The organism is Paludibacter jiangxiensis (assembly GCF_001618385.1).
In the GTDB taxonomy this organism is placed as follows: Bacteria; Bacteroidota; Bacteroidia; order Bacteroidales; family Paludibacteraceae; genus Microbacter; species Microbacter jiangxiensis.
On the sequence record NZ_BDCR01000003.1, the window covers coordinates 152,696 to 175,288 of the forward strand.

Annotated in this window: 22 protein-coding genes; 17 read left to right on the plus strand and 5 right to left on the minus strand. The window is 40.5% G+C overall.

What is annotated here, in order from left to right:
• Positions 1 to 11: 11 nt before the first annotated feature.
• The 6 genes from PJIAN_RS07120 to PJIAN_RS07145 all read left to right on the plus strand — a co-directional run bounded on the left by PJIAN_RS07120 (position 12) and on the right by PJIAN_RS07145 (position 6,050).
• Entirely contained in the window at positions 12 to 1,331 is a 1,320-nt protein-coding gene (locus tag PJIAN_RS07120; RefSeq protein ID WP_068703524.1) for a TldD/PmbA family protein, read from the plus strand.
• Positions 1,332 to 1,511: 180 nt separating this feature from the next.
• Positions 1,512 to 2,774 (plus strand): sigma-54-dependent transcriptional regulator, encoded by a 1,263-nt coding sequence (locus PJIAN_RS07125; protein WP_068703526.1) that lies wholly within the window; start codon positions 1,512 to 1,514, stop codon positions 2,772 to 2,774.
• Positions 2,774 to 3,355, plus strand: coding sequence for an LOG family protein (locus PJIAN_RS07130; protein WP_068703528.1), 582 nt, complete (start codon positions 2,774 to 2,776; stop codon positions 3,353 to 3,355). Before PJIAN_RS07125 ends, PJIAN_RS07130 begins: the two co-directional genes overlap by 1 nt.
• 27 nt (positions 3,356 to 3,382) lie before the next feature.
• Entirely contained in the window at positions 3,383 to 4,216 is an 834-nt protein-coding gene (locus tag PJIAN_RS07135) for a DUF4271 domain-containing protein (protein WP_068703530.1), read from the plus strand.
• Positions 4,217 to 4,232: 16 nt separating this feature from the next.
• A complete protein-coding gene (locus PJIAN_RS07140; RefSeq protein ID WP_068703531.1) occupies positions 4,233 to 4,991 on the plus strand; it encodes a uroporphyrinogen-III synthase in 759 nt (252 codons plus the stop codon).
• A 69-nt stretch (positions 4,992 to 5,060) separates the two neighbouring features.
• Positions 5,061 to 6,050 carry a class I SAM-dependent methyltransferase gene (locus tag PJIAN_RS07145; protein ID WP_068703532.1) on the plus strand — a complete coding sequence of 330 codons (990 nt, stop codon included), beginning with the start codon at positions 5,061 to 5,063 and terminating at the stop codon, positions 6,048 to 6,050.
• Here the strand turns inward: PJIAN_RS07145 and mazG are convergent.
• From mazG to PJIAN_RS07170, 5 genes are all read right to left on the minus strand, one after another.
• A complete protein-coding gene (mazG, locus tag PJIAN_RS07150; protein WP_068703533.1) occupies positions 6,045 to 6,833 on the minus strand; it encodes a nucleoside triphosphate pyrophosphohydrolase in 789 nt (262 codons plus the stop codon). The two genes, PJIAN_RS07145 and mazG, sit on opposite strands and share 6 nt — an antisense overlap.
• Before the next feature lie 41 nt (positions 6,834 to 6,874).
• Entirely contained in the window at positions 6,875 to 7,435 is a 561-nt protein-coding gene (locus PJIAN_RS07155; protein ID WP_068703535.1) for a manganese efflux pump MntP, read from the minus strand.
• 92 nt (positions 7,436 to 7,527) lie between these two features.
• Positions 7,528 to 9,045, minus strand: coding sequence for a hydroxymethylglutaryl-CoA lyase-like TIM-barrel protein (locus PJIAN_RS07160; RefSeq protein WP_068703537.1), 1,518 nt, complete (start codon positions 9,043 to 9,045; stop codon positions 7,528 to 7,530).
• Positions 9,046 to 9,216: 171 nt separating this feature from the next.
• Complete coding sequence (gene fabG / locus PJIAN_RS07165; RefSeq protein WP_068703539.1) at positions 9,217 to 9,963, minus strand: 3-oxoacyl-[acyl-carrier-protein] reductase; 747 nt, start codon at positions 9,961 to 9,963, stop codon at positions 9,217 to 9,219.
• Between the two features lie 291 nt (positions 9,964 to 10,254).
• Positions 10,255 to 11,265 (minus strand): GNAT family N-acetyltransferase, encoded by a 1,011-nt coding sequence (locus tag PJIAN_RS07170; RefSeq protein WP_068703541.1) that lies wholly within the window; start codon positions 11,263 to 11,265, stop codon positions 10,255 to 10,257.
• A gap of 412 nt (positions 11,266 to 11,677) precedes the next feature.
• Here PJIAN_RS07170 and PJIAN_RS07175 point away from each other — a divergent pair, with 412 nt between their 5' ends.
• The 11 genes from PJIAN_RS07175 (at position 11,678) to PJIAN_RS07225 (ending at position 22,576) form a co-directional block, all read left to right on the plus strand.
• A complete protein-coding gene (locus PJIAN_RS07175) occupies positions 11,678 to 13,603 on the plus strand; it encodes an ATP-binding cassette domain-containing protein (protein ID WP_068703544.1) in 1,926 nt (641 codons plus the stop codon).
• 213 nt (positions 13,604 to 13,816) lie between these two features.
• Positions 13,817 to 14,668 (plus strand): ABC transporter permease, encoded by an 852-nt coding sequence (locus PJIAN_RS07180; RefSeq protein ID WP_068703546.1) that lies wholly within the window; start codon positions 13,817 to 13,819, stop codon positions 14,666 to 14,668.
• A gap of 87 nt (positions 14,669 to 14,755) precedes the next feature.
• A complete protein-coding gene (locus PJIAN_RS07185; protein ID WP_068703548.1) occupies positions 14,756 to 15,121 on the plus strand; it encodes a GxxExxY protein in 366 nt (121 codons plus the stop codon).
• A gap of 140 nt (positions 15,122 to 15,261) precedes the next feature.
• Positions 15,262 to 16,518, plus strand: a complete 1,257-nt coding sequence (locus PJIAN_RS14785; protein ID WP_084252317.1) for an ABC transporter ATP-binding protein — start codon at positions 15,262 to 15,264, stop codon at positions 16,516 to 16,518.
• Positions 16,519 to 16,520: 2 nt separating this feature from the next.
• Positions 16,521 to 17,333, plus strand: coding sequence for a hypothetical protein (locus PJIAN_RS07195; protein WP_068703550.1), 813 nt, complete (start codon positions 16,521 to 16,523; stop codon positions 17,331 to 17,333).
• A gap of 1 nt (position 17,334) precedes the next feature.
• Entirely contained in the window at positions 17,335 to 18,141 is an 807-nt protein-coding gene (locus tag PJIAN_RS07200) for a glycosyltransferase family 2 protein (protein ID WP_068703552.1), read from the plus strand.
• The gene (locus PJIAN_RS07205) at positions 18,141 to 19,136 is read left to right on the plus strand and encodes a glycosyltransferase family 2 protein (RefSeq protein WP_068703554.1); all 996 of its coding nucleotides are present in this window, start codon (positions 18,141 to 18,143) and stop codon (positions 19,134 to 19,136) included. The genes PJIAN_RS07200 and PJIAN_RS07205 overlap by 1 nt, the downstream gene beginning before the upstream one ends.
• Positions 19,133 to 20,104 carry a glycosyltransferase family protein gene (locus PJIAN_RS07210; RefSeq protein ID WP_153802513.1) on the plus strand — a complete coding sequence of 324 codons (972 nt, stop codon included), beginning with the start codon at positions 19,133 to 19,135 and terminating at the stop codon, positions 20,102 to 20,104. The genes PJIAN_RS07205 and PJIAN_RS07210 overlap by 4 nt, the downstream gene beginning before the upstream one ends.
• The gene (locus tag PJIAN_RS07215; protein ID WP_068703558.1) at positions 20,101 to 20,859 is read left to right on the plus strand and encodes an FkbM family methyltransferase; all 759 of its coding nucleotides are present in this window, start codon (positions 20,101 to 20,103) and stop codon (positions 20,857 to 20,859) included. The genes PJIAN_RS07210 and PJIAN_RS07215 overlap by 4 nt, the downstream gene beginning before the upstream one ends.
• The gene (locus tag PJIAN_RS07220) at positions 20,856 to 21,743 is read left to right on the plus strand and encodes a glycosyltransferase family 2 protein (RefSeq protein WP_068703560.1); all 888 of its coding nucleotides are present in this window, start codon (positions 20,856 to 20,858) and stop codon (positions 21,741 to 21,743) included. Before PJIAN_RS07215 ends, PJIAN_RS07220 begins: the two co-directional genes overlap by 4 nt.
• Before the next feature lie 11 nt (positions 21,744 to 21,754).
• Positions 21,755 to 22,576 (plus strand): glycosyltransferase family 2 protein, encoded by an 822-nt coding sequence (locus tag PJIAN_RS07225; protein ID WP_068703562.1) that lies wholly within the window; start codon positions 21,755 to 21,757, stop codon positions 22,574 to 22,576.
• The last annotated feature ends 17 nt before the right edge of the window (positions 22,577 to 22,593 follow it).

Here is a 22,593-nt window from a genome sequence, read left to right on the forward strand (position 1 = left end):
TTATTGGATTTATGATAACGAAAGAACAAAAAGAACTGGCACGTTGGGCTATGCAATACGCATTAAAAAAAGGATGCCAACAGTGCCGTGTCGGCATATATTCAGGTTCGGAAACCTCCTTCGAAGTTCGCGACACTCAACTGGACAAACTACAACAGGCCACTGAGAATCAAATGGTGATATACCTGTTTGTTGACGGCCGTTATGGTTCGATATCCACCAACAGGATGGAACGTCGGGAGCTCGAAAAATTCATCTCCGACGGCATTACATCGGTAAGATTTCTTGCGGAAGATCCGGCACGTAAACTCCCCGACCCTTCTCTCTATTTCTCAGGAAGCGAAACTTCTCTGGCCTTGTACGATCAGAATTTCGGATCAATTTCTGCTGACGAGAAACTCAAACTAGCAAAAGCTGCGGCTGCTGAAATTTACGGTCAGGATTCGCGCCTCATCTCCGTATCATCAGGCTATGGAGACAACGAAAGCTTTGCCTACATTGTAGCAAGCAATGGTTTTGAAGGAGAAAGTTCTACTTCATCTTTCGGCGTTTCTGTAAGCGCCTCCGTAAAAGCCGATGGTGACGCCCGTCCCGAATCGTATTGGTACGACGAGACACTGACATGGGCAGATTTGCAAAAACAAGGTGTCGGCAAAAAAGCACTTGAACGTGCTCTTCGAAAAATAGGACAGAAAAAGATACAGTCGGGAAAATTCCAGATGTTGGTCGAAAACACGGCTGTCAGAACCATTATCTCCCCAATTATTTCGGCTATTAACGGCTCTTCCATTCAACAAAAAAACTCCTTTTTACTCGATAAAATCGGACAAAAAGTGGTGTCCGAAAAAATGACGCTAATTGACAATCCGTTGATACCCAAAGCACTTGGTGCAAAATGTTTCGATCGGGAAGGTATAGCCACAAAAAAACGCAATGTATTTGAGAATGGCGTTTTGAAGACCTATTATATCGATTCTTACATTGCCAACAAACTGAATGTGGCACCGACAACGGGTTCGCCTTCTCTCCTGTACTTCGACAATGGAAGTTACAGCCAGCAGGAATTAATTAGCAAAATGACCAAGGGTATTTTTGTTACCGGATTTAACGGAGGCAATTGCAACAGCTCAACCGGTAATTTTTCGTACGGTATTGAAGGGTTCCTCGTTGAAAACGGAGAACTGAAACAACCCGTTTCTGAAATGAACATCACGGGCAATATGCTTAGCATGTGGAGTAACCTTGCCGAAATTGGCAACGACGCCTTGAAATCTTCTTCATGGCAATTACCGTCGCTGTTGTTCGATGCTGTCGACTTTAGCGGATTGTAAGTATTACTACTCTATTTCAAATAAGCGGGGCTTTTTTCGTAAAGAAAACTGCCCCGTTTCTTTTATCCTTTTTTCATATTCAACTATCACGAAAAAGATGTAATTTTGTCAGTCTTTTCCTGACAATATGGACAGGTTGTTTATGAAAAGTATTGTTTAGTTCGTTGATCAATTTGTTTTATGCAACCATCAGAATTACAATCGGTAAAACAACGGTTCGGGATGATCGGAAATTCTCCTCTTCTGAATCGCGCCATCGATATAGCCGTGCAGGTATCTGCAACAGATCTTTCTGTGCTGATTACCGGTGAAAGCGGCGTGGGCAAAGAGACATTCCCTCAAATCATACACCAGTTCAGTCACCGTAAGCATGGCCCGTACATTGCGGTCAACTGCGGAGCTATTCCTGAAGGCACGATTGATTCTGAATTGTTTGGCCACGAAAAAGGATCGTTCACGGGTGCTTTGGGTGAAAGAAAAGGTTATTTTGAAGTAGCTGACGGAGGAACTATTTTCCTCGATGAAGTCGGTGAATTGCCACACTCCACCCAGGTCAGGCTGTTACGCGTACTGGAAGCCGGCGAATTTATCAAAGTCGGTTCATCTAAAGTTCAGAAAACCAATGTACGAGTTGTGGCCGCGACCAATCTGAACATGATTGAAGCGACTCGGCAAGGCAAGTTCCGGGAAGACTTATATTATCGTTTGAATACGGTACCCATTTTCATTCCGCCGTTACGCGAAAGAAAAGAAGATATTGTATTGTTGTTCAGAAAATTCGCTCTTGACTTTGCAGACAAATACAGAATGCCTCCGGTAAAATTAACTGAAGATGCCCAGCAGATACTGAGCAACTACTACTGGAGAGGCAACATTCGTCAGTTGAAAAACATAGCCGAACAAATTTCCGTCATTGAGCAAAACAGAGAATTAACAGGATCTGTTCTCCGCACCTATCTTCCGGACAACGAAATGGAGACTTTGCCATCTGTTTTTGGAGGAATCCACCAAGACGAACAACGTTCATTTAACAACGAACGCGAAATTCTCTATCAGGTGCTTTTCGACATGCGCAAAGACATGAATGACCTGAAACAGCTTGTACATGACATCATCATTAAAGGCGGAAACATTGATGTCGCCACTGCGGCTAAAATTGAAGAAATGCAGCTTGCAAGGACTCAATTTGTAAAGCAAACAGAAACAACGATAGTGACACCGCAACATCAGCCGTCTGCTTTTATGAAAGCAAATGGCAAGCACGATCACATTGAAGATACGGAAGAATACGTCGAGGAAACCTTATCTCTGGAAGAGGTCGAAAAGGACATGATTCGGAAAGCTCTGGAGCGTCATAAGGGCAAACGCAAATTTGCGGCGCAGGAATTAGGAATTTCAGAACGCACACTTTATAGAAAAATCAACGAATACGGATTGGAATAATGATTAAGAAAGTTTGTGTATATTGCTCTTCGAGTAGTAAACTGAACCCGGTTTACTACAAGGCTGCCGAACGAATGGGCGAACTCTTTGCCGAAGCCGACATGCATCTGGTTTTTGGTGGAGGAAAAAGCGGATTAATGGGTACAATCGCCGACAGCCTGCTGCAACAGGGAGGCAAAGCCACTGGCATTATTCCCGGATTTATGTGCGATGAAGGCTGGCAACATAAGGGTCTGACCGACTTAAAAGTGGTTGACACAATGCATCAACGCAAAGCCATGATGGCCGAAATGGCGGATGCCGCAGTAGCCCTCCCCGGAGGAATCGGCACTTTCGATGAGCTTTTTGAAATCATTACGTGGAAACAGCTGGGCTTATTTGCAAAACCAGTCGTGATACTCAACACCAACAACTATTTCCACCATTTCATTGAACTCCTTCATGTTGCAGCATCGGAAAATTTTCTGCGCGACGAGCATCGACAAATCTGGAAGGTAGTAAATACCCCCGAAGAAGTGATTCCTGCAATTAAAAATGCAGTTGAATGGCCGGACGATGCCAGAAGTTTCGCCGCAGTCTGAACAGATACATATTAAAGAATTTTTTTGGTGGCAGACACTAACATACATACAAACAACAACGACACTTCTTTGGTCAAAATAACCCCCATTGATACACTTTGGGGTAAACATGGCACCAACATATACCTGAGAACGCAAACCACTCCAAGTAAAATTCTGAAAGTTTCGGGTTTTGAAGGGAAAGTTGCCCCTCAGGGACTTTTCTCTTACGACACTTCGAGTGGATTGCTGCTTTTCATCACTTTGATTTATTCCTATTTATTATTTCGTTCCAGAGCAGTATTAAGAGGAAGCTTTAATTCAATTTTCAAGAAACAACGGGAACGGTCCAGCATATTCGAACCTGAAATTACAGCTCCCGAACTACGGTTCAGAATGTTAATCAGGGCTTTGGGAGTAATTGGCCTTTCGGTTTACGCATATAGTTTCATTGCCGGCCTGGTCCCTGGTGCCAATAATCTGATGGCCTTAATACTGTTAATCGGTATTAGTGTTGGAATTATGTTGTTACTTTGGATCAAATACATCCTCTTTTCATTCTTATCTTTCATTTTTTTTGACAAAAGACAAACCGCACCTTTTGTAAAAGCTTATTTCACTACCATCTTCGGGCTTGGTGTATTCCTGCTACCCATGGTTGCTTTTCAAACATTAGTAGCACTAAGCTTTATTCCCTGGCTACAAATTATGAGTATAATAGCATGTATCATAGCCACTTTATTAATCCTTTATAAGATTATACAAATTTTTTGGCTTGACTATTATTCAATCTTCTATATAATTTTGTATCTTTGCACTCTCGAAATACTGCCAATTTTGGTAGCTATTCGGGCAATACAATTATTTAATATTAGCCTGTAAATAAAGTATTTGAGCTTTGAAGATTAAAAAAATTCTGGTTTCACAACCACGGCCGACATCAGAAAAATCACCCTATTTCGATATTGTTGAAAAATATGGAGTGAAAATAGATTTCCGTCCCTTTATCAAGGTTGAACCGGTTCCTGCGAAAGAATTTCGTCAGCAAAAGGTATCAATTCTTGAACATTCAGCAGTTATGTTTACTGCCAAAACTGGGATTGATAATTTCTTCCGCATTTGCGAAGAAATGAGAATAACTATGCCCGAAACGATGAAATACTTTTGTATTTCAGAGTCTGTAGCTCTGTATTTACAAAAATACATTCAGTATCGTAAGCGCAAGGTGTTCTTTGGTGCAACAGGAAAATTACCTGATTTATTCACTGTTATATCAAAACATCAGAGTGAAAATTTCCTTGTTGTTTTATCCGACGTTCATAATGAAGAAATCCTGCATTTACTTGACAAATCTCAGGTAAAACATGATGTTGGAATTATGTACCGAACTGTAAGCAATGACTTTACGCCGGAAGAAGAGTTCAACTACGACATGTTGATTTTCTTTAGCCCGCAGGGTATTGCCTCTTTACTAAAGAATTTTCCCGAATTTGAACAGGGAGAGATTCAGATCGGATGTTTTGGAACAACAACCGCAAGCGCCGTACGCGATGCCGGTTTACGACTGGATTTAGAAGTCCCCAGACCTGATGCGCCATCAATGACTACCGCACTGGATCTTTTCATTAAAGAGAATCATAAAAACGCCAAGAAATAAGTATTCTCTTACAATTAAAAAAATAAAAGGCTCTTCTCATAAAAAAGAAGGGCCTTTACTGTTGTATTTATGACCAAACAATTGATTGAAGATATTGAAAACGATTGTATTCACCGACTTTTGCATCTAGACTTCAAAAGCCTTGGCATCAACGAATACAACCTGCAATATATCGAGGAGATACTACCACAAATACATTATCATTTCCGCATTTACAAACGCTGCATCAATCTATTAACAACAACCCGACACAAATATACAATCGTTGATTTTGGAGGAGGACACGGATTCCTGAGTTGCTTTCTGAAAATATTGGGATTTAACGTTATTTACTGCGACAACAATCCACTTGCAATATCCACAGTCAAAAAAATCGGATCAGCATTACAAATCGTTCCTGACGTTATAATTGAAGGTTCAGAGAGAGAGCTTACTGCATATTGCAAGGCCCAAAACATAGTGCCTGATTATTTGATTTCAGTCGATGTCATCGAGCATATTTATGATCTCAGCGTTTTCTTTTCCGTATTACACGACATCAATCCGAAGATGGAAATGTGCTTTACAACCAGAGCAAATCCCTGCAATTTTCGTTATAAGAAACGTCTATTCAAGATGATGGATGAAATCGAAAGGAATTTCTTTCTACCGATGAGAGAAGAGCATATTAGCAAGCAATATCCGGAACTCAACGAAGAGGAGAGCATGATGCTTTCCGTTTTATCGCGCGGTAAAACCTATGATGACATTACAAAAATCGTAAACGAATATCTATCAAACGGGCATTTACCTCAAGAACCGACTTCGCATAATACCTGCGACCCCAATTCAGGCAGCTGGATAGAGAGGATTTTACCTTTAAATACATACAAAGCAATCATTAGCAACTCCGGTTTCGATGTCAGCTTCAGCAATGGCTTTTATGCCATCAACCAACAAGGATACGTCAAAAAAGCGCTATTGTATGCTATGAATCGTGGACTTCAACATGGAGGAAAGCCAGCAAGGATATTTGCTCCCTTTATCATCTTAAAAATAAAAAGCAAAAGAGCATTATAACCCTTTCGCTTTTGCTTCATCCCAGATTTGATTCATTTCATCGAGACTTAAACGCTTTAGCTCAATACCCTTCTTAATCGTTTGCTCTTCGAGGTAATTAAACCGTCGCATAAATTTCGCATTAGTTTTTTCAAGCGCATTTTCGGGATTTATGTTGTAAAGCCGAGCCGCGTTGATAATACTGAACAAAAAATCACCGAATTCAGCTTCTGTGTTTTCAGCGTCACCCTTAGACACCTCCACTTTAAGCTCTTCCAGTTCTTCGGCTACCTTGTTCCACACCTGTTCCTTTTGTTCCCAGTCAAAACCAACCCCACGAGCCTTATCCTGCATACGATGAGCTTTAATCATAGCCGGCAAAGCAGAAGGCACGCCACTCAAGACAGTTTTGTTGCCCCCTTTTTCTTTCAGCTTTAACTTTTCCCACTGATCTTTTACCTCCTGCGGCGTATTTGCCGTGTTATCCGCAAAAATATGCGGGTGACGATAAATCAGTTTTTCCGACAAAGCATCAATCACCTGATCGATCGTAAAATCACCTGTTTCGCTTCCAATTTTAGCGTAAAACACAATATGAAGGAGAATGTCACCCAGCTCCTTTTTAATCGACACAAGGCTCTCTTTCGCTATTGCATCGGCCAGTTCATACGTTTCCTCAATAGTGAGCGTACGCAGGCTCTCAAACGTTTGTTCTTTATCCCAGGGGCATTTTTCGCGCAGTTCATCCATTATCTCTAACAGATGGCGGAACGATACAAGCGCTTTATCTATATTTGTCTTCATTTTTTTACTATTAAAAATTCACACTTTGATTCTTAGTTCGATTACGAACAAAGATGTTCAATAACAATTTTGGCTCCAATAGCAATCAACAAAAAACCTCCGATGATTTCGGCCGATTTTTGAAATTTATGACCCATTTTTCTGCCAAGCCAAATACCGGCAAGAGCGAATAAAAAGGTACAAATACCAATAATAGTTGTTGGATACCAAATACTTTGGCCTAAGGTCGAAATGGTAAATCCGACAGCAAAAGCATCGATACTGGTAGCAATAGCCAACGTTACGACGACTTTATATGAAGATATTTTGAGTTTCATCTTTTCCGGATGTCCGCAAATACCATCGTAAGCCATTTTGCCGCCCACAAGTGCCAAAAGGGCAAAAGCTATCCAGTGATCAAACTCGGAAATAAGATGAGCTACACGTTCGCCCAAAAACCAGCCAATGATTGGCATTCCGGCCTGAAAAAGAGCAAGTATCAACGCATAGCGAAGTATTACTCTCGGCTTGAAATGATGTTTGTTGCAGCCGGCAGCAATAGAAACGGAAACCGTATCCATACACAAACCAATGGCAATGGCAAGAATGGTTATAAAATTCACAACAAAATAAATTTTATGATTTATGAATCAGATGGTTGTAACTATTCACCATGCATAGAATTCCTGAACGCTGAATAGTAAAATCGGACGACTTACATTTCTTCTATCAGATTAAGCATCTTGATAGTGGCTTTGATTGCCGCAACCGTTTGGTCACCATCCAGCCCTCTGGTTTTAAATATCTTATCCTTGAATTTCCAGGTAATAATAGTTTGTACAAAAGCATCCGTTTTTCCACCGGGTGGGATTACAACCACATAATCAATCAATTCAGGAGTAGGCTTATGAAGTTTTTTGTAGATTTTCCACATGGCTTTCGATACCGCATTGTATTGACCGTGTCCTGCTGCCGTCTGTTCGTGAATTTCACCGTTTATCTCCATCTTAACGGTAGCAACGGGATGAAGTCCATAAGTCAGTGCCAGAGAGTAATTGAGTATCTTTATAGCCTGATCTTCTTTCTCACTCTTCAACACATCTGCAACAATATAGGGCAATTCATCAAGAGAAACCATCTCTTTTTTATCCCCTAACTCGATAACGCGTGCTGTCACACGACGCATCATCTCGTCATCTAGCTCAATACCAAGAACTTGTAAATTCTTTAGAATATTGGCTTTTCCTGAAGTTTTACCCAACGCGTACTGACGTTCGCGTCCAAAACGTTCAGGCAAAAGATCATTATAATAAAGATTTTTCTTATTATCTCCGTCGGCATGAACACCTGCCACCTGTGTAAAGACACTTTCGCCGATAACAGGCTTATTGGGCGGTATGCGAATGCCTGAATACGTTTCCACCACTTTACTGATCGAATTTATTTTATCTTCGCACAGTTTGGTTTCGATATTTAAATGGTCGTGCAACACCGCTATAACACTTGAAAGCGGAGCATTTCCTGCTCTTTCGCCCAAACCATTTACTGTCACGTGCACTCCTTTAATACCGGCCTTGATAGCTTCAAACACATTGGCAACGGCAAAATCATAATCGTTATGCGCGTGAAAATCAAAGAAAACATCCGGATAACGAACAATCATTTTACTGCAATAATCAGCGGTTTCAGATGGATTGAGAATCCCGAGTGTATCAGGAAGCATAAAACGCTTAATATTCTCGTCTTTCAGAGAATCTACCATAAAGTAGACATACTCCTCCGACTCGCGCATCCCATTCGACCAATCTTCCAGATAAACATTGACACTGACACCCATTTCTTCAGCAGCCGCCAGTACCTGCTTTATATCCGCAACATGCTGTTCGGGACTTTTCTTTAGCTGATGTTTGCAGTGCTTCAGCGAACCCTTACACAAAAGATTGAGGACAGTACAACCGGCATCACGAATCCAGTTAAGAGAAAGATTACCGTCTACAAATCCAAGGACTTCAATCCGATCAATATGACCGTTTTTCTGAGCCCATTCGGCAATTCGTTTCACGGAATCAAATTCGCCTTCCGATACGCGCGCAGAAGCAATTTCAATGCGATCGACCTTAAGCTCTTCGAGCAAAAGCCGTGCTATACTTAATTTCTCGTGTACGGTAAATGAGACGCCGGAAGTTTGTTCCCCGTCTCGTAACGTGGTATCCAATATTTCGACTGAAGCCATAGTAGAATTTTAAGAACAGTTGAAAGTAGCCTGAAGATTTTGAATTGTGAAGCCGTAAAAAACGAATTAAACCACAACGATTGGGCTACATAAAACATCAACGCAGAACACACAAAGAATTAGTTTTGCGTGCCTGCGTTGTAAAGTTTATTGCGTTGCTGGAAGAACAAATCAGGTGTTCATCCCACCACAAACGTGGATTACCTGACCAGACACATACGAAGACAGATCGGATGCAAGGAACAGTGTTACTTTTGCAACTTCGTCAGGCGAACCTCCGCGGCGCAAAGGAATTGTTTCTGCCCATTTAGCGCGTTGTTCATCAGTCAGTGCATGAGTCATTTCAGTTTCAATGAAACCCGGAGCAATTGCGTTGGCACGAATTCCTCTTGAACCAAGTTCTTTTGCTATTGATTTGGCAAGACCAATCATACCTGCTTTGGATGCAGAATAGTTACATTGACCTGCATTACCAGAAACACCTACTACGGAACTCATATTGATGATGCTTCCCGATTTTTGTTTCATCATGATTGGTGTACAGGCATGAATGAAGTTGAAAGCCGACTTTAGGTTGACATTGATTACCGCATCCCATTGAGCTTCGCTCATACGCATCATCAAACCATCTTTGGTGATACCTGCGTTATTTACCAAAACATCGATATGGCCGAATTCTTTAGCAATCTCTGCAACAACATTGTGAGTATCTTCAAAATTTGCTGCATTGGAAGCATAACCTTTGGCTTTAACACCTAAAGCTTCAATTTCTTTTTGAGTTGCCAAAGCATTTTCATCGATGTTCAAATCGGTGAAAGCAATGTCGGCACCTTCGCTGGCTAATTTAAGAGCGATGGCTTTGCCGATGCCGCGGGCGGCACCCGTCACAATAGCGACTTTCCCTTCTAATAATTTCATTTCTTTCAGTTTTAATTTTCAGGTTAGACGTAATTTTTGGTCTGATGCTGCTGTTGTCATCAGAACAACCAACAGCTTGAGATTTCAAAGTTTACAATCCTTTTTGGTTATAAACGGGCTGCAAAGATAGGTAATTTTGTTTCAAATTCCTAATTGATTGACACAGACAACAACCACACACCGAACCGGAAATCGTTTCGTTTATTACAACGAAACGGCTTCTTCTTAAGTTCGATATTTGCTGAAATTTAAAGGATTTGATCGCTAAGAACACGGCTGAACCACCCGCATTTACGAAGAGCAGATAACGGAAGCTACCTTTCTCGTAAAATAATAACTGCGTTTGGCAAGCTGCTTCAGGGAATGAAGCGCCTGATATTTTGTTGCAACAAGGCGGGGCTTCACGTACGGAACGCCCCCGTACTTCTTCTTATATTCTCCCCCACCACCCAATTCAAACACGGTCGCACCTGCATTTTTCCAGTAACGCATTGCTTCAAACCACATGGCTTCATTTGGGAAAAGGGAATGAGAATCCTTATAGCTGGCCTGCCCCCAAGCCGAAGAAAATTTGTTTTTCCCCAAAAACAGACCTGTTGCAATGGATTTTCCTTCCGGAGAAAGCGACTCGAGCAACAAAAGATTCCCGGTTGGATATAAAGTATCGACAAGCGCAGTAACTCTGTTTTTAGAATAAGTCGGTTTCAAACCCTGCTTGCTAAACACATCCTGCAGCTGGCTGTAATAATCATCCACAAATTTTCCCGGATTTTCAGCCTGCCTGAGTAACACTCCGCGCCTTACCGATTTATTGACATTCTTACGGCTTGACTCATTAAAATCCCGAAGAAATAAGTCTTCCGACTGGGTAAGATCAATCGAATAGCCAGTGACGGGTTCGTACTGCAAGACAGAATGTGTCAAATCCTCAACGCTCATTTGCCAGTCAGTTGCCTGAAAAAACAGACACTGCTTTGTTCGAAACAGAGATAAAATAAGCGATTCATAGATCTTTACACGCTCTGTTGCTGTAATTGGCTTCAGCATATTCAATCCCTGAAAACCGGTAGAGCATCCTTCAAACGGGCTGGCCACAATTTTAATCACCTTCCTGAAATTTTCACCCACAAAATAGCCGATAAGATTTCCATTGTCGTAAATTTCAACAACGCATGGCTCTGCATGTTGTGTTTTTCGCAAAAACTCCAACCATTCTCGTGTTTTGAAAACATTCTGATCTTCACTTTTATCAAGCAAATCCCATGGAATCAACGCATTTCCCAAATCGTTAAATTCATACATAAGAGGTGATATTGGCAAGCTGGATTAAAAAATCACGTACAATGTTTTACAACTAACAGAAACTATTCTGAGGTCAGAATGAGGAATTCGCATCATCATTTAAGGATTAAACACTTCTTTTATTCAATATTGCTTAACTACAAATATAATTACTCCGCAAAGGAAATATCCTCTTAGATGTGTTAATCTCCAAGCAAAGTTCAACGTTTAGTGTGCAATATTGAAGATGCTAAATTGAGCGTTAAATGTTTAGCATCTGACTCCCCTACCGCCAGTCTCGCCATCTGAATACAGCCCCTCATTACTCGTTGCTCATTTCTATTTTCCAGTTTCTCTTCCCTACTCTATGAAGCGTTTCTGCCCCGCTATCTATTTTTTCGTATCTTTGCAAATTCAATTTCCAGTTATAAAAATGATTTCTGTAGAACAGCTTACGGTCGAATTTGGCGGACATACGCTCTTTGATTCCATCTCTTTTCTTGTAAACCCGAAAGACCGCATTGCCCTGGTTGGCAAAAACGGTGCCGGAAAAACTACCATGTTACGCATCTTCGCTGGTGGACAAAATCCCACTTCAGGAAGAGTGTCCGTACCATCTGATGTTTCCATAGGTTATCTTCCTCAGCACTTGTTGCCGAGCGGCAACCTCACCGTGATTGAAGAAGCGGAGACTGCCTTTGCAGAACTGCAACAGCTTCAGGCCGGTATTGACGAAATGAGTAATCAACTGGCGATCCGTACAGACTACGATTCTCCAGAATACCAAAAGCTGATAGAACGCATGACGCATGACACGGAGCGCCTGCACATGCTTGGAGGTACCAATTTCAGAGCGGAAGCTGAAAAAACATTGGTCGGACTGGGCTTTGAACGAACTGACTTCGACCGGCCTGTCGGAGAATTCAGTGGTGGATGGCGGATGCGCATTGAACTGGCAAAGCTACTCCTCCGCAAACCGGACGTACTGCTTTTGGATGAGCCGACCAACCACCTCGACATCGAATCAATTCAATGGCTGGAGACGTTCCTAGCTACTCAGGCAAACGCCGTGCTGCTCGTGTCGCACGACCGCGCTTTTCTGGATGCAGTCTCGAACCGCACTATAGAACTCTCTTTAGGGCGTATTCACGATTACAAAGTTCCCTACTCTCAATATGTAGAACTACGAAAAGAACAACTGGAACAGCAACAGCGAGCTTTCGAAAATCAGCAAAAGATGATTCAGGATACGGAAGATTTCATCGAACGATTCCGTTACAAAGCCACTAAAGCTGTTCAGGTTCAATCACGCATCAAGCAACTGGAACGACTCGATCGCATTGAAGTAGAAGACGTGGACAACTCGCGGCTCAGCCTGCGGTTTCCTCCGGCACCCCGCTCGGGAACCATTCCTGTAGAAGTTGACGGGTTGACAAAAAAATACGGCAGCCATACGGTTCTCGACACTATCGGGGTGATAATCAACCGTGGAGAAAAAGTGGCATTTGTAGGCAAAAACGGAGAAGGTAAAACTACTCTCGTAAAATGTATCATGGGCGAAACCGATTACAGCGGCATTTTACGCTTAGGTCATAACGTCAAAATCGGTTACTTTGCACAAAACCAGGCCGCATTGCTGGATGAAAACAAAACCGTCTTCCAAACCATCGACGATGTCGCCGTAGGCGATATCCGCACCAGAATTCGCGATATCCTGGGGGCTTTCATGTTTGGAGGTGAAGCCTCGGATAAAAAAGTAAAAGTGCTTTCGGGTGGAGAACGCAGCCGTTTGGCAATGATACGTTTATTGCTCGAACCAGTCAACCTGCTAATTCTCGATGAGCCGACCAATCACCTGGATATGCGATCGAAAGACGTGCTCAAAGAAGCTATCAAAACATTCGACGGTACCGTTATTGTAGTGTCACACGACCGTGAATTCCTCGATGGCTTGGTCACAAAAGTGTACGAATTTGGTCATAAAAAGATCAAAGAGCACCTCGGAGGTATTTACGATTTTCTGCAAAGCAAAAAAATTGAGAACCTTCAGGAGCTGGAGCGCAAAACAATCGCCTCAACAGCAAAAGAACCTGCTGCGAAAGCCGTTAACGACAACAAACTGGATTACGAAGCCCGCAAAGAACTCAGTCGGCAAATCAAAAAGCTGGAACGCCAACAGCAGGAAGCTGAAGCCGCCATTGATAGGCTTGAAAAAGAGATTGCCTTGCTTGAAATCAGCATGAACGACAACCCTACCCCTGAAATCTTCACTGATTACGAAAAACTGAAACAACAATTAGCGGACGAAATGGAGAAATGGGAAAGCGTGCTGCTGGAAAAAGAAGAACTGGAACGATGAATGGTTAATTATTAACGGTGAATGGTTAGTGTTTTGCATTAGCATCTAGTGTTCAACATTAAAGGTTCATCATTACGCATTACTTGTCTCTCGTTACTCGTCACTGTTTTCTATTTCAACTTTCACCCATTAATTGGAAGACTTGTTCATTTCATTTTGTATATTTGCATTTCGACCAACATTTTTTCACACACTGAATGCATTGATTCGAAGATGGAAAATACACAACAAGAATGGACAACTGTCATCAAACCCAAAGGTCACCTGCTGGACATTGACTTCAAAGAAATCTGGCGATATCGGGATTTATGGCAGATGTACGTCAAGCGCGACATTATAACTTCCTATAAACAAACGATCTTAGGCCCACTCTGGTTTTTTATCCAACCGGCCATGACCACCATCATGTACATGTTAGTCTTCGGTAAAATTGCCAAAATCTCTACCGACGGACTACCGCAGCCATTGTTTTATCTGGCAGGCATCTGCATGTGGAACTATTTTTCCGAATGCCTCAACCGCACTTCGAACACATTTACGAACAATGCCGACATATTCGGGAAGGTCTATTTTCCCCGGCTGATAGTTCCTCTCTCGACAGTTACTTCCAGTCTAATACGAATGGGCATTCAACTTTCACTATTCATTGCTGTATATCTGTTTTTCTTTTTTAGCGGAGCCAACATTCATCCCAACGAATATCTCCTGCTTTTCCCATTTCTGGTTGTGATGCTGGCGGGGCTTTCACTGGGCTTTGGCATACTCATTTCGTCGCTCACTACCAAATACCGAGACCTGACACTTTTGTTCGGTTTCATCGTGCAATTATGGATGTATGCCACACCTGTGATTTATCCGCTAAGCATGATGTCTGAAAAAAAACAATGGATCATGGCTTTGAACCCATTGACCTCCATCGTGGAAACTTTCAAATACGGAGCTTTGGGCATAGGAACCTTCAGTTGGAGCATGTTAACGTATAGTTTCGGATTTATGCTGGTACTTTTAGCCGTCGGGATCGTGGTATTCAACAAGGTACAGAAAAGCTTCATGGACACGGTTTAACCGCGAATTAGTCCACGGATTACACGAATTATCACAAATTAAATTTGTAAAACAAATACTGGGCATAAACCTTATAATCGAAAGATAATGGTTTTTGAAAAAGAAACGAAAGAGATAATTGGCGCTTTGTTTGCCGTTCATAGCGAATTAGGATGCGGATTTCTGGAAGCCGTCTATCAGGAAGCATTAGCTATTGAGTTCAAATTACGAAACATACCCTTCGAACAAGAGAAGAAATTAACGATAACATACAAAAACATTCCGTTGACTAAATTTTATATTGCAGACTTTGTATGTTACAATAAAATAATCATCGAAACCAAAGCATTATCTGCACTAACTTCTGAGCACGAAGCTCAATTACTGAATTATTTGAAGGCTACAGAATTAAAGCTTGGTTTGTTGGTCAATTTCGGAGAAAGGAGTCTAAAATTCAAACGAATGATCTCCTGATTAATCCACGAATTACACGGATATACACAGATTTAATCAGTGAAAATCTGAATAATCCGTGGACTATAACAAATTCAGATTATTTCGTGTATATCCGAGTAATCCGTGGACAAGACAAATTCAAAAACATTTAGTGGACAATGCCTACAGCCATAAAATTTGAAAATATCTCCAAGCAATACCGTTTAGGTCTTGTTTCTACCAGGACACTTTCCCACGACCTGAACCGGTGGTGGCAGATGAATATCCTGCGCCGCGAGGATCCTTACCTACAGATAGGCGAGGTAAACGACCGAGCTCATAAAGGCAACAGTGATTACGTTTGGGCACTGAAAGACATTAACTTTGAGGTGGAACAAGGCGATGTGGTAGGCATTATCGGAAAAAACGGTGCCGGGAAAAGTACTCTTCTGAAAATTCTCTCCAAGGTGACTGCTCCAACAACCGGCAGCATCAAAGCCAAAGGACGCATTGCCTCCCTGCTCGAAGTTGGTACCGGCTTCCACCCCGAGATGACAGGACGGGAAAATATCTATATGAACGGTGCCATTATGGGCATGCGAAAATCGGAAATTGACCGTAAATTTGACGAGATTGTCGACTTTGCGGGCGTAGAGCGTTATATCGACACCCCTGTAAAGCGCTACTCTTCAGGAATGACCGTACGCCTCGGTTTTGCAGTAGCTGCTTTCCTTGAACCAGAGATCTTAGTCGTAGATGAAGTCCTTGCTGTAGGCGATGCCGAATTCCAAAAAAAAGCCATCGGCAAAATGCAAGATGTATCCCGTGGAGAGGGACGGACCGTGTTGTTTGTGAGTCATAATATGGCGGCTGTTAGAAGCCTGTGCAATAGAGGAGTAATACTCTTCAATGGAAATATTTCTTTTGACGGAAATATTGAAGATGCAGTGGAAATGTATTTAAGACCTGATGATTTTTCTGCAAACAAAATTATACATACAGCTAAATACCATATTGACACCATAAAGCTTTATAATGTCACATTAAATGGTAACGATCAAAATGTATTATTTTTACCAGAAAAAGTAAAGTGTATTAATTATCGGTTGGAAGGATATTTATCTGAGCCAAACCAAATGGATCTTGAAGCTCGAATGTATGATAAAAACTGGCTCTTGTTGGGAGTCTATGCGCCATCACATATTAATGCTAGGACTCCACTTTTCCCAAAAGGATCTTTTATTTTAGAGGGATGCATTCAACTACCTGAAAATATTACACATGGACAATATTGGTTATCTATTGCATTAAGCCACCATAATGTTGCAGTCAAAGTTACATTTCAGAATGAGATAAGATTAGAGATAGAAGGAGTTAGTGCTCTAAACGGAAGAGCTTTTGATTATAAAGATTGTGGGTTTTTGATGTTGAAATAGTTATGGCACGATATACTATATTAATGACAGCCTGCATTAATCCCAATGGGATGCCATTTACATACCTACAAGACGTAAATGAAAGAGAAGAGCAATATATAAAAGCAATTAATCACTATTTAGAACATACAAATTTCGACATAGTATTCTGCAATAACTCCGGCGAGGATATTTCTGATAAAATAAAGACAAACACAAAACGATTTGAATATCTTACGTTTCAAGGAAATAGCTTTGACCATCATTTAGGAAAAGGTTACGGAGAAATGATTATTTTAAAATATGCATTAAGCCATAGTCAATTTATAAAAAATTCAGACTACATCATAAAAATAACTGGGCGACTCATTGTATCAAATCTTATTCAATCAATATATACGACCAATTTAATTTGGCTTTTCAAGAAAAATAAACTGTATTTTACGGATATTAACAGAGATTCCAAATTGATTGATTCAAGATGTTTTATCGCAAACAAATACTTTTTTGAAAGGTCTATAATAAACGGATATAAATTGAATGATTTTAAAGAATATTATTTTGAACACTTATTGTTTGATGAAGTAAATAGCTTCAATATGAGAAATAATGTTTGCTTATTTTATCCGAACTTGGCATTCTTAGGAATATCCGGCTCAACAGGGGTACGATATAGACCAGAGAAAAAAACTCTTTTGCAAAAATTGTCAAGCTTCAGAGATTATTGTAAAGTATTAAAAATGGAGGAAGGCCTTTCAAAGCCTCGTTATTTTTATTTGTCGATAATATCTTTATTTATTCGTATTGTTAAAATATTTGTAAGAAGATTATCGTAGTATGTGTAAACTATCCATTATATCCATTAACCGAAACAATGCCGACGGTTTACGTAAAACCATTGAAAGTGTGGTTTCTCAAACTTTCACCGATTTTGAATATATCGTGATTGATGGCGCCAGTACTGATGGAAGTGTAGATATCATTAAGCAATATTCAGGTCGCATTACTTACTGGGTAAGCGAACCGGACAAAGGCATCTACAATGCTATGAATAAAGGCATTCTCAAAGCTACCGGAGAATATTGTTTATTCTTGAATAGTGGAGATTGGTTGGTAAATGAGAATATCCTATCTGATATTAAATTCTATCAAAGAATCGAAGATATTATATATGGAAATCTTATTTATCTGTACAATGACAAGGATCCTTCTACAATGTTTGGAATAATCGAAACTGAAATCACCTTCTATAATTTTTTTGCCACACAATCTATTCCTCATCAAGCGGCTTTTATTAAAAGAGCCCTATTTGAGAAATATGGTCTGTATGATGAATCATATTCTGTTGTTTCTGATTGGTTGTTTTTTGTCAAGACCATCATCTTTGGTAACGTTAGTCTAAAATATATCAATATTAATATTACAAATTTTGATCCTTATGGCATTAGCTCCTTATCTCACACATACACAATAGAAGGTGATAAAGCAATGGAAAACACACTCCCTTCTAGAATTTTGAAAGATTATGAAAATTTCAAGTATACAATAGAAGAAAACATAGAACTAAAAAAAAACATTGCTCGTCTTAACCATAGATTTAAGCTTTTGGATAAGCTAATTACCTACGCAAAAAAACAATTTTAATGCAAATTTCCACTTATCCTTTAATATCCATCATAGTTCCCTGTTACAATCAAGCTCAATATTTACCTGAGGCTCTTGATTCTGTTTTAGCGCAAACATATACTAACTGGGAATGTATAATTGTAAATGATGGTAGCCCTGATAACACGGAAGAAGTAGCCAAAATATATTGTAATAAGGATAGCCGCTTCAAATATATCTTCAAAGAAAATGGGGGTCTTTCCTCTGCTCGAAATTTTGGATTTCAATTTGCTGGCGGAGAGTATTTGCAGTTTTTAGATTGTGACGACATCCTTTCTTCTAATAAACTTCAACTACAGATAGAACAACTAAGAGAATATAATTTTGATCCTTATATTATTTCTGTAACAAAGCACCAATATTTTATAAATAATGACATTCGCCACATTGATGTTGAAAGCTCAACAAAAGAGATAATTTGCCACGACTTCGATTTTCCAATGGATGTAATTATTGAATCCTGGGAACACTTGACCGGCTTTTGTGTTCATACCTGGCTATGGCATAGGACTCTAATGTCAGAAGCTGGCAACTGGGATGAATCACTATGCAAAAATGAAGATGGAGAATACTTTTCCCGGATTCTATCACATACAAAAGCTGTAAAATTTTGTCGGGATGCAGTTGCTTATTACAGGTTTAATCCAAAAAGCATTTGCAATACAATGAATCCGACAAAAGAATGGGATCAGCTACGTTCGGTTCGACTAATTATTTCAAAAATCAAAAAATATAGATACAATCAAGAAATCAAAGATATCATTTATAACATGTACATAGCTTATATGTACCCTAAAGATCTCTATTCAGAATATGCAAAAGAGTTCAAAAAGGACATCTTGAAACTCGGCTATCATTTTGATTTAATTGGAAGAGGAAAAATATATTGTCACTTATATAAGATTGGAGGGAAGAAACTTGCCGACACATTTTATTCCATCAAAAACAAAATAAAACAAAGATTTCAAAATTGACCACTCCCATACTATTCATCATTTTCAACCGCATAGATACCACAAAGCAAGTATTTGAAGCTATACGGTCAGCACAGCCCTCACAACTATTCGTGGCTTCCGACGGAGCCCGAACGGACAGAACTGGAGAAGAAGACTTATGCCGTGAAGTACGTGAATATGTAATGAGCAGTATTGATTGGGAGTGTGAAGTAAAAACGCTTTTCAGAGACAAAAATTTAGGTTGCGGTCTTGGGCCTGCTACTGCTATCACATGGTTTTTTGAGCACGTCGACGAAGGCATTATTCTCGAAGATGATTGTCTTCCCCACCCCGACTTTTTTGGCTATTGCGCCGAGCTGTTGGAGAAATATAGAAATAACAATGAAATTGCCGTGATAGGTGGCGATAATTTCAACAATGGGAAAGTGTATGGCAGTGCATCGTACTATTTTTCAAAATACAGCTATACCTGGGGATGGGCTACCTGGCGCAGGGTTTGGGAGGAATACCGCTTTGACCTGAAAAAACTGGATAAAACAAAAATGTGGCGACAGATAGACGCAACCTTCCACACGCGTTCTGAACGGGACTACTGGAAATCGACATTCGAACAAATCATTGACTCAAACCGGAATGATGCATGGGATTACCAGTTGTGGTTTCATGTATGGTACACCGGCAGATGTTCAATTGCGCCTAATGTGAATCTTGTAAAAAATATCGGATTTGGAGACAACGCCACGCACACCACTGACAACGATTCTCATCAGGCCGCTTTGCATACAAACGCGATATTGCCATTGACAGATCCCTCAAGAATCAAGATCGAAGAGGCCGCTGATTACTTCTATTTTAAACACTTTTGGAGTCCGACGCCACATAAAACCTTATTTGAAAAAATGGTATCACTGTTATATGCCATTTTACCACAAGGGATGATTAGCAGTTATCGAAAATTAAAAAAACGTATAATTACAACACAATGAAGGCATTCATAAACCGGCTTTTGGCGCACTTCAATTATCAGATCAAACGAATTGTTCCTGCCGATCAGGAGCAATATTTTCTCAACCATCTGAGCGAAGAGCTGAAAGCCCGGCAACAGATGGTGTCGTACTACAACATCAAACTCTTACTCGATGTGGGTGCCAATACGGGACAATATGCCAGCCTCATGCGCCGCATCGGATACAAAGAGCGCATCGTGTCGTTCGAACCTCTTAAATCGGCTTTTAACGACTTAAAACAGTTATCTGCGAACGATGAAACGTGGAGCTGCGAGAACTTCGGGCTGGGCAACAAAACCGAAAAGGCCGCGATCCATGTATCGGGCAATTCATACAGTAGCTCATTGTTGGATATTCTCCCTACTCATCTTTCTTATGATGCAGAATCGCAATATATCGGAGAGGAACCCATTGATCTCAAACGATTGGATGATATTTTTGCACGTTATTACCATCCTGACGATAAGGTTATGCTAAAAATTGACACTCAGGGATTTGAAAAAAATGTATTGGATGGGGCTATAGAATCGCTAAAAAAGATAACTTTGTTGCAACTGGAAATGTCAATAGAACCCCTTTATAAAGATGAAGTGCTATTCACTGAAATGGTAAATTATTTGCAATCGACAGGATTTGAACTGTTTGCACTGGAGAACGGAATTCGCAACCCTGAAAGCGGGAAGTTATTGCAGGTAGACGGCATCTTTGTAAATAAAAACATCGCTATTCAATGAGCTTGCTCCCCAAAATATCCGTTATAACGCCCTCCTACAATCAGGGACAATTTCTGGAACAGACCATTTTGTCTGTTTTGGGTCAAAACTATCCTAATCTGGAATACATCATCATTGATGGTGGCAGCAACGATGACAGTGTAGAAATTATAGAAAAATATTCCGATCATCTCTCCTTTTGGATCAGCGAAAAAGATAATGGACAAGCCCATGCTATTAATAAAGGATTTGCGAAAGCTACAGGAGATATTCTGTGCTGGCTCAACAGCGACGACATGTATATGCCCAATGTACTCAGCTATGTAGCATCCCGTCTGGACATTGCAAAAAAACAAATTTTAAGCGGCAACTGCATCCATTTCAACGAAACCGCTGAAGGTGTCGTGACTCAAGGATACGACGTCCAACGGTATGCAACGGAAATTGATCTGATTAACAACGACTTTATTATACAACCGTCATCGTTTTGGACTAGAAGAACATGGGAGTCGGTAGGTGTTCTGAATGAGCAATTTCACTTTGTTTTCGACTGGGAATGGTTTCTGCGGGCTCAACAATCAACTGTAAGGTTTATTTTTGAAAACAAGCCATTTTCCATTTATCGGGAACACGATGCCCATAAAACAGCAGTGGGAGGCGATAAACGAAAAAAAGAGATCGTCGATTTATATACAGCTTTTGAGGCTACAGACAATGTATTCCTTTTTGAACATTTATCAAAAGACAAAGATATACTCAAACGGTACCCAGTCAAAGTATTGAAGTATATTTGTGCAGTCTTTCGGATCAGATACTCCGATAGTAACCTGCTGTTGTTGCTCAAGAGTAAAAAATATAGCCATTTCGACCGTAAAAAGTTTGAGAATATTTTCTCTCTGGTATAAACCTACATATCATGCTGTTATCCGTCATCACTATCAACAAAAACAACGCCTCCGGTCTGAAAAGAACGCTTCAATCGGTACTTATGCAGACTTTTACGGAGTTTGAATATATCATTGTCGACGGAGTATCTACCGACAGCAGCCTCGAAGTTATACAAGAGAGTGAGATTAAGCGGAACGATATTGAATACAAATGGATCTCGGAACCCGACACTGGCGTATTTCAGGCGATGAACAAAGGGATTCAACAGGCCACGGGGGAATACTTGTTATTTCTAAATTCGGGGGACTTTCTGGTTAACGAAAAGGTGCTGGAAACGGTATTTAAGAAACACCATTCGGCAGACTTTCTGCTCGGCCAATGCAATATTTCAGACAAAGGTAAAGTGATTCACATCACTACACCTCCCGCAAAATTTACATTTGGTTATCTGTATGAGCACAACATAGCGCATCAAGCCACCTTTATCGCCCGTCGTATGTTTGAGCAACATGGTCTCTACCGTGAAGATTTCAGGTACAATGCCGATATCGAATTCTGGTACAGAACCATTATTTTACAGGCATGTAGCACTGAAACGCTGGACATTGTTATCTCTGATTATAATTTAGGCGGCATTTCGAGTCAAGAATGTGAAACGGAAACTTATAAAAAAGAAATAGCCGAAATATATTCTCACCCTCTACTGCAATTGTTTATTCCTGACTATGAAAACTCTATAGCTGACCGAAAACAAATGGAAGCATTTTATTGGATAAAATCAAAGAAAATTCTGAATGCAGTCTCATTACTAATTTTCAGATTTGCCAAATGGGCAAAAAACAAAGACTAAATGCGAATGATCTATGT

Coding starts and splice junctions, on each gene's coding strand:
- mazG (WP_068703533.1), bottom strand. CDS start 6,833: ATGAAGACAAATATAGATAAAGCGCTTGTATCGTTCCGCCATCTGTTA.
- PJIAN_RS07160 (WP_068703537.1), bottom strand. CDS start 9,045: ATGGCTTCAGTCGAAATATTGGATACCACGTTACGAGACGGGGAACAA.
- PJIAN_RS07195 (WP_068703550.1), top strand. CDS start 16,521: ATGGCACGATATACTATATTAATGACAGCCTGCATTAATCCCAATGGG.
- PJIAN_RS07180 (WP_068703546.1), top strand. CDS start 13,817: ATGGAAAATACACAACAAGAATGGACAACTGTCATCAAACCCAAAGGT.
- fabG (WP_068703539.1), bottom strand. CDS start 9,963: ATGAAATTATTAGAAGGGAAAGTCGCTATTGTGACGGGTGCCGCCCGC.
- PJIAN_RS07220 (WP_068703560.1), top strand. CDS start 20,856: ATGAGCTTGCTCCCCAAAATATCCGTTATAACGCCCTCCTACAATCAG.
- PJIAN_RS07175 (WP_068703544.1), top strand. CDS start 11,678: ATGATTTCTGTAGAACAGCTTACGGTCGAATTTGGCGGACATACGCTC.
- PJIAN_RS14785 (WP_084252317.1), top strand. CDS start 15,262: ATGCCTACAGCCATAAAATTTGAAAATATCTCCAAGCAATACCGTTTA.
- PJIAN_RS07170 (WP_068703541.1), bottom strand. CDS start 11,265: ATGTATGAATTTAACGATTTGGGAAATGCGTTGATTCCATGGGATTTG.
- PJIAN_RS07145 (WP_068703532.1), top strand. CDS start 5,061: ATGACCAAACAATTGATTGAAGATATTGAAAACGATTGTATTCACCGA.
- PJIAN_RS07200 (WP_068703552.1), top strand. CDS start 17,335: ATGTGTAAACTATCCATTATATCCATTAACCGAAACAATGCCGACGGT.
- PJIAN_RS07205 (WP_068703554.1), top strand. CDS start 18,141: ATGCAAATTTCCACTTATCCTTTAATATCCATCATAGTTCCCTGTTAC.
- PJIAN_RS07225 (WP_068703562.1), top strand. CDS start 21,755: ATGCTGTTATCCGTCATCACTATCAACAAAAACAACGCCTCCGGTCTG.
- PJIAN_RS07120 (WP_068703524.1), top strand. CDS start 12: ATGATAACGAAAGAACAAAAAGAACTGGCACGTTGGGCTATGCAATAC.
- PJIAN_RS07215 (WP_068703558.1), top strand. CDS start 20,101: ATGAAGGCATTCATAAACCGGCTTTTGGCGCACTTCAATTATCAGATC.
- PJIAN_RS07130 (WP_068703528.1), top strand. CDS start 2,774: ATGATTAAGAAAGTTTGTGTATATTGCTCTTCGAGTAGTAAACTGAAC.
- PJIAN_RS07185 (WP_068703548.1), top strand. CDS start 14,756: ATGGTTTTTGAAAAAGAAACGAAAGAGATAATTGGCGCTTTGTTTGCC.
- PJIAN_RS07125 (WP_068703526.1), top strand. CDS start 1,512: ATGCAACCATCAGAATTACAATCGGTAAAACAACGGTTCGGGATGATC.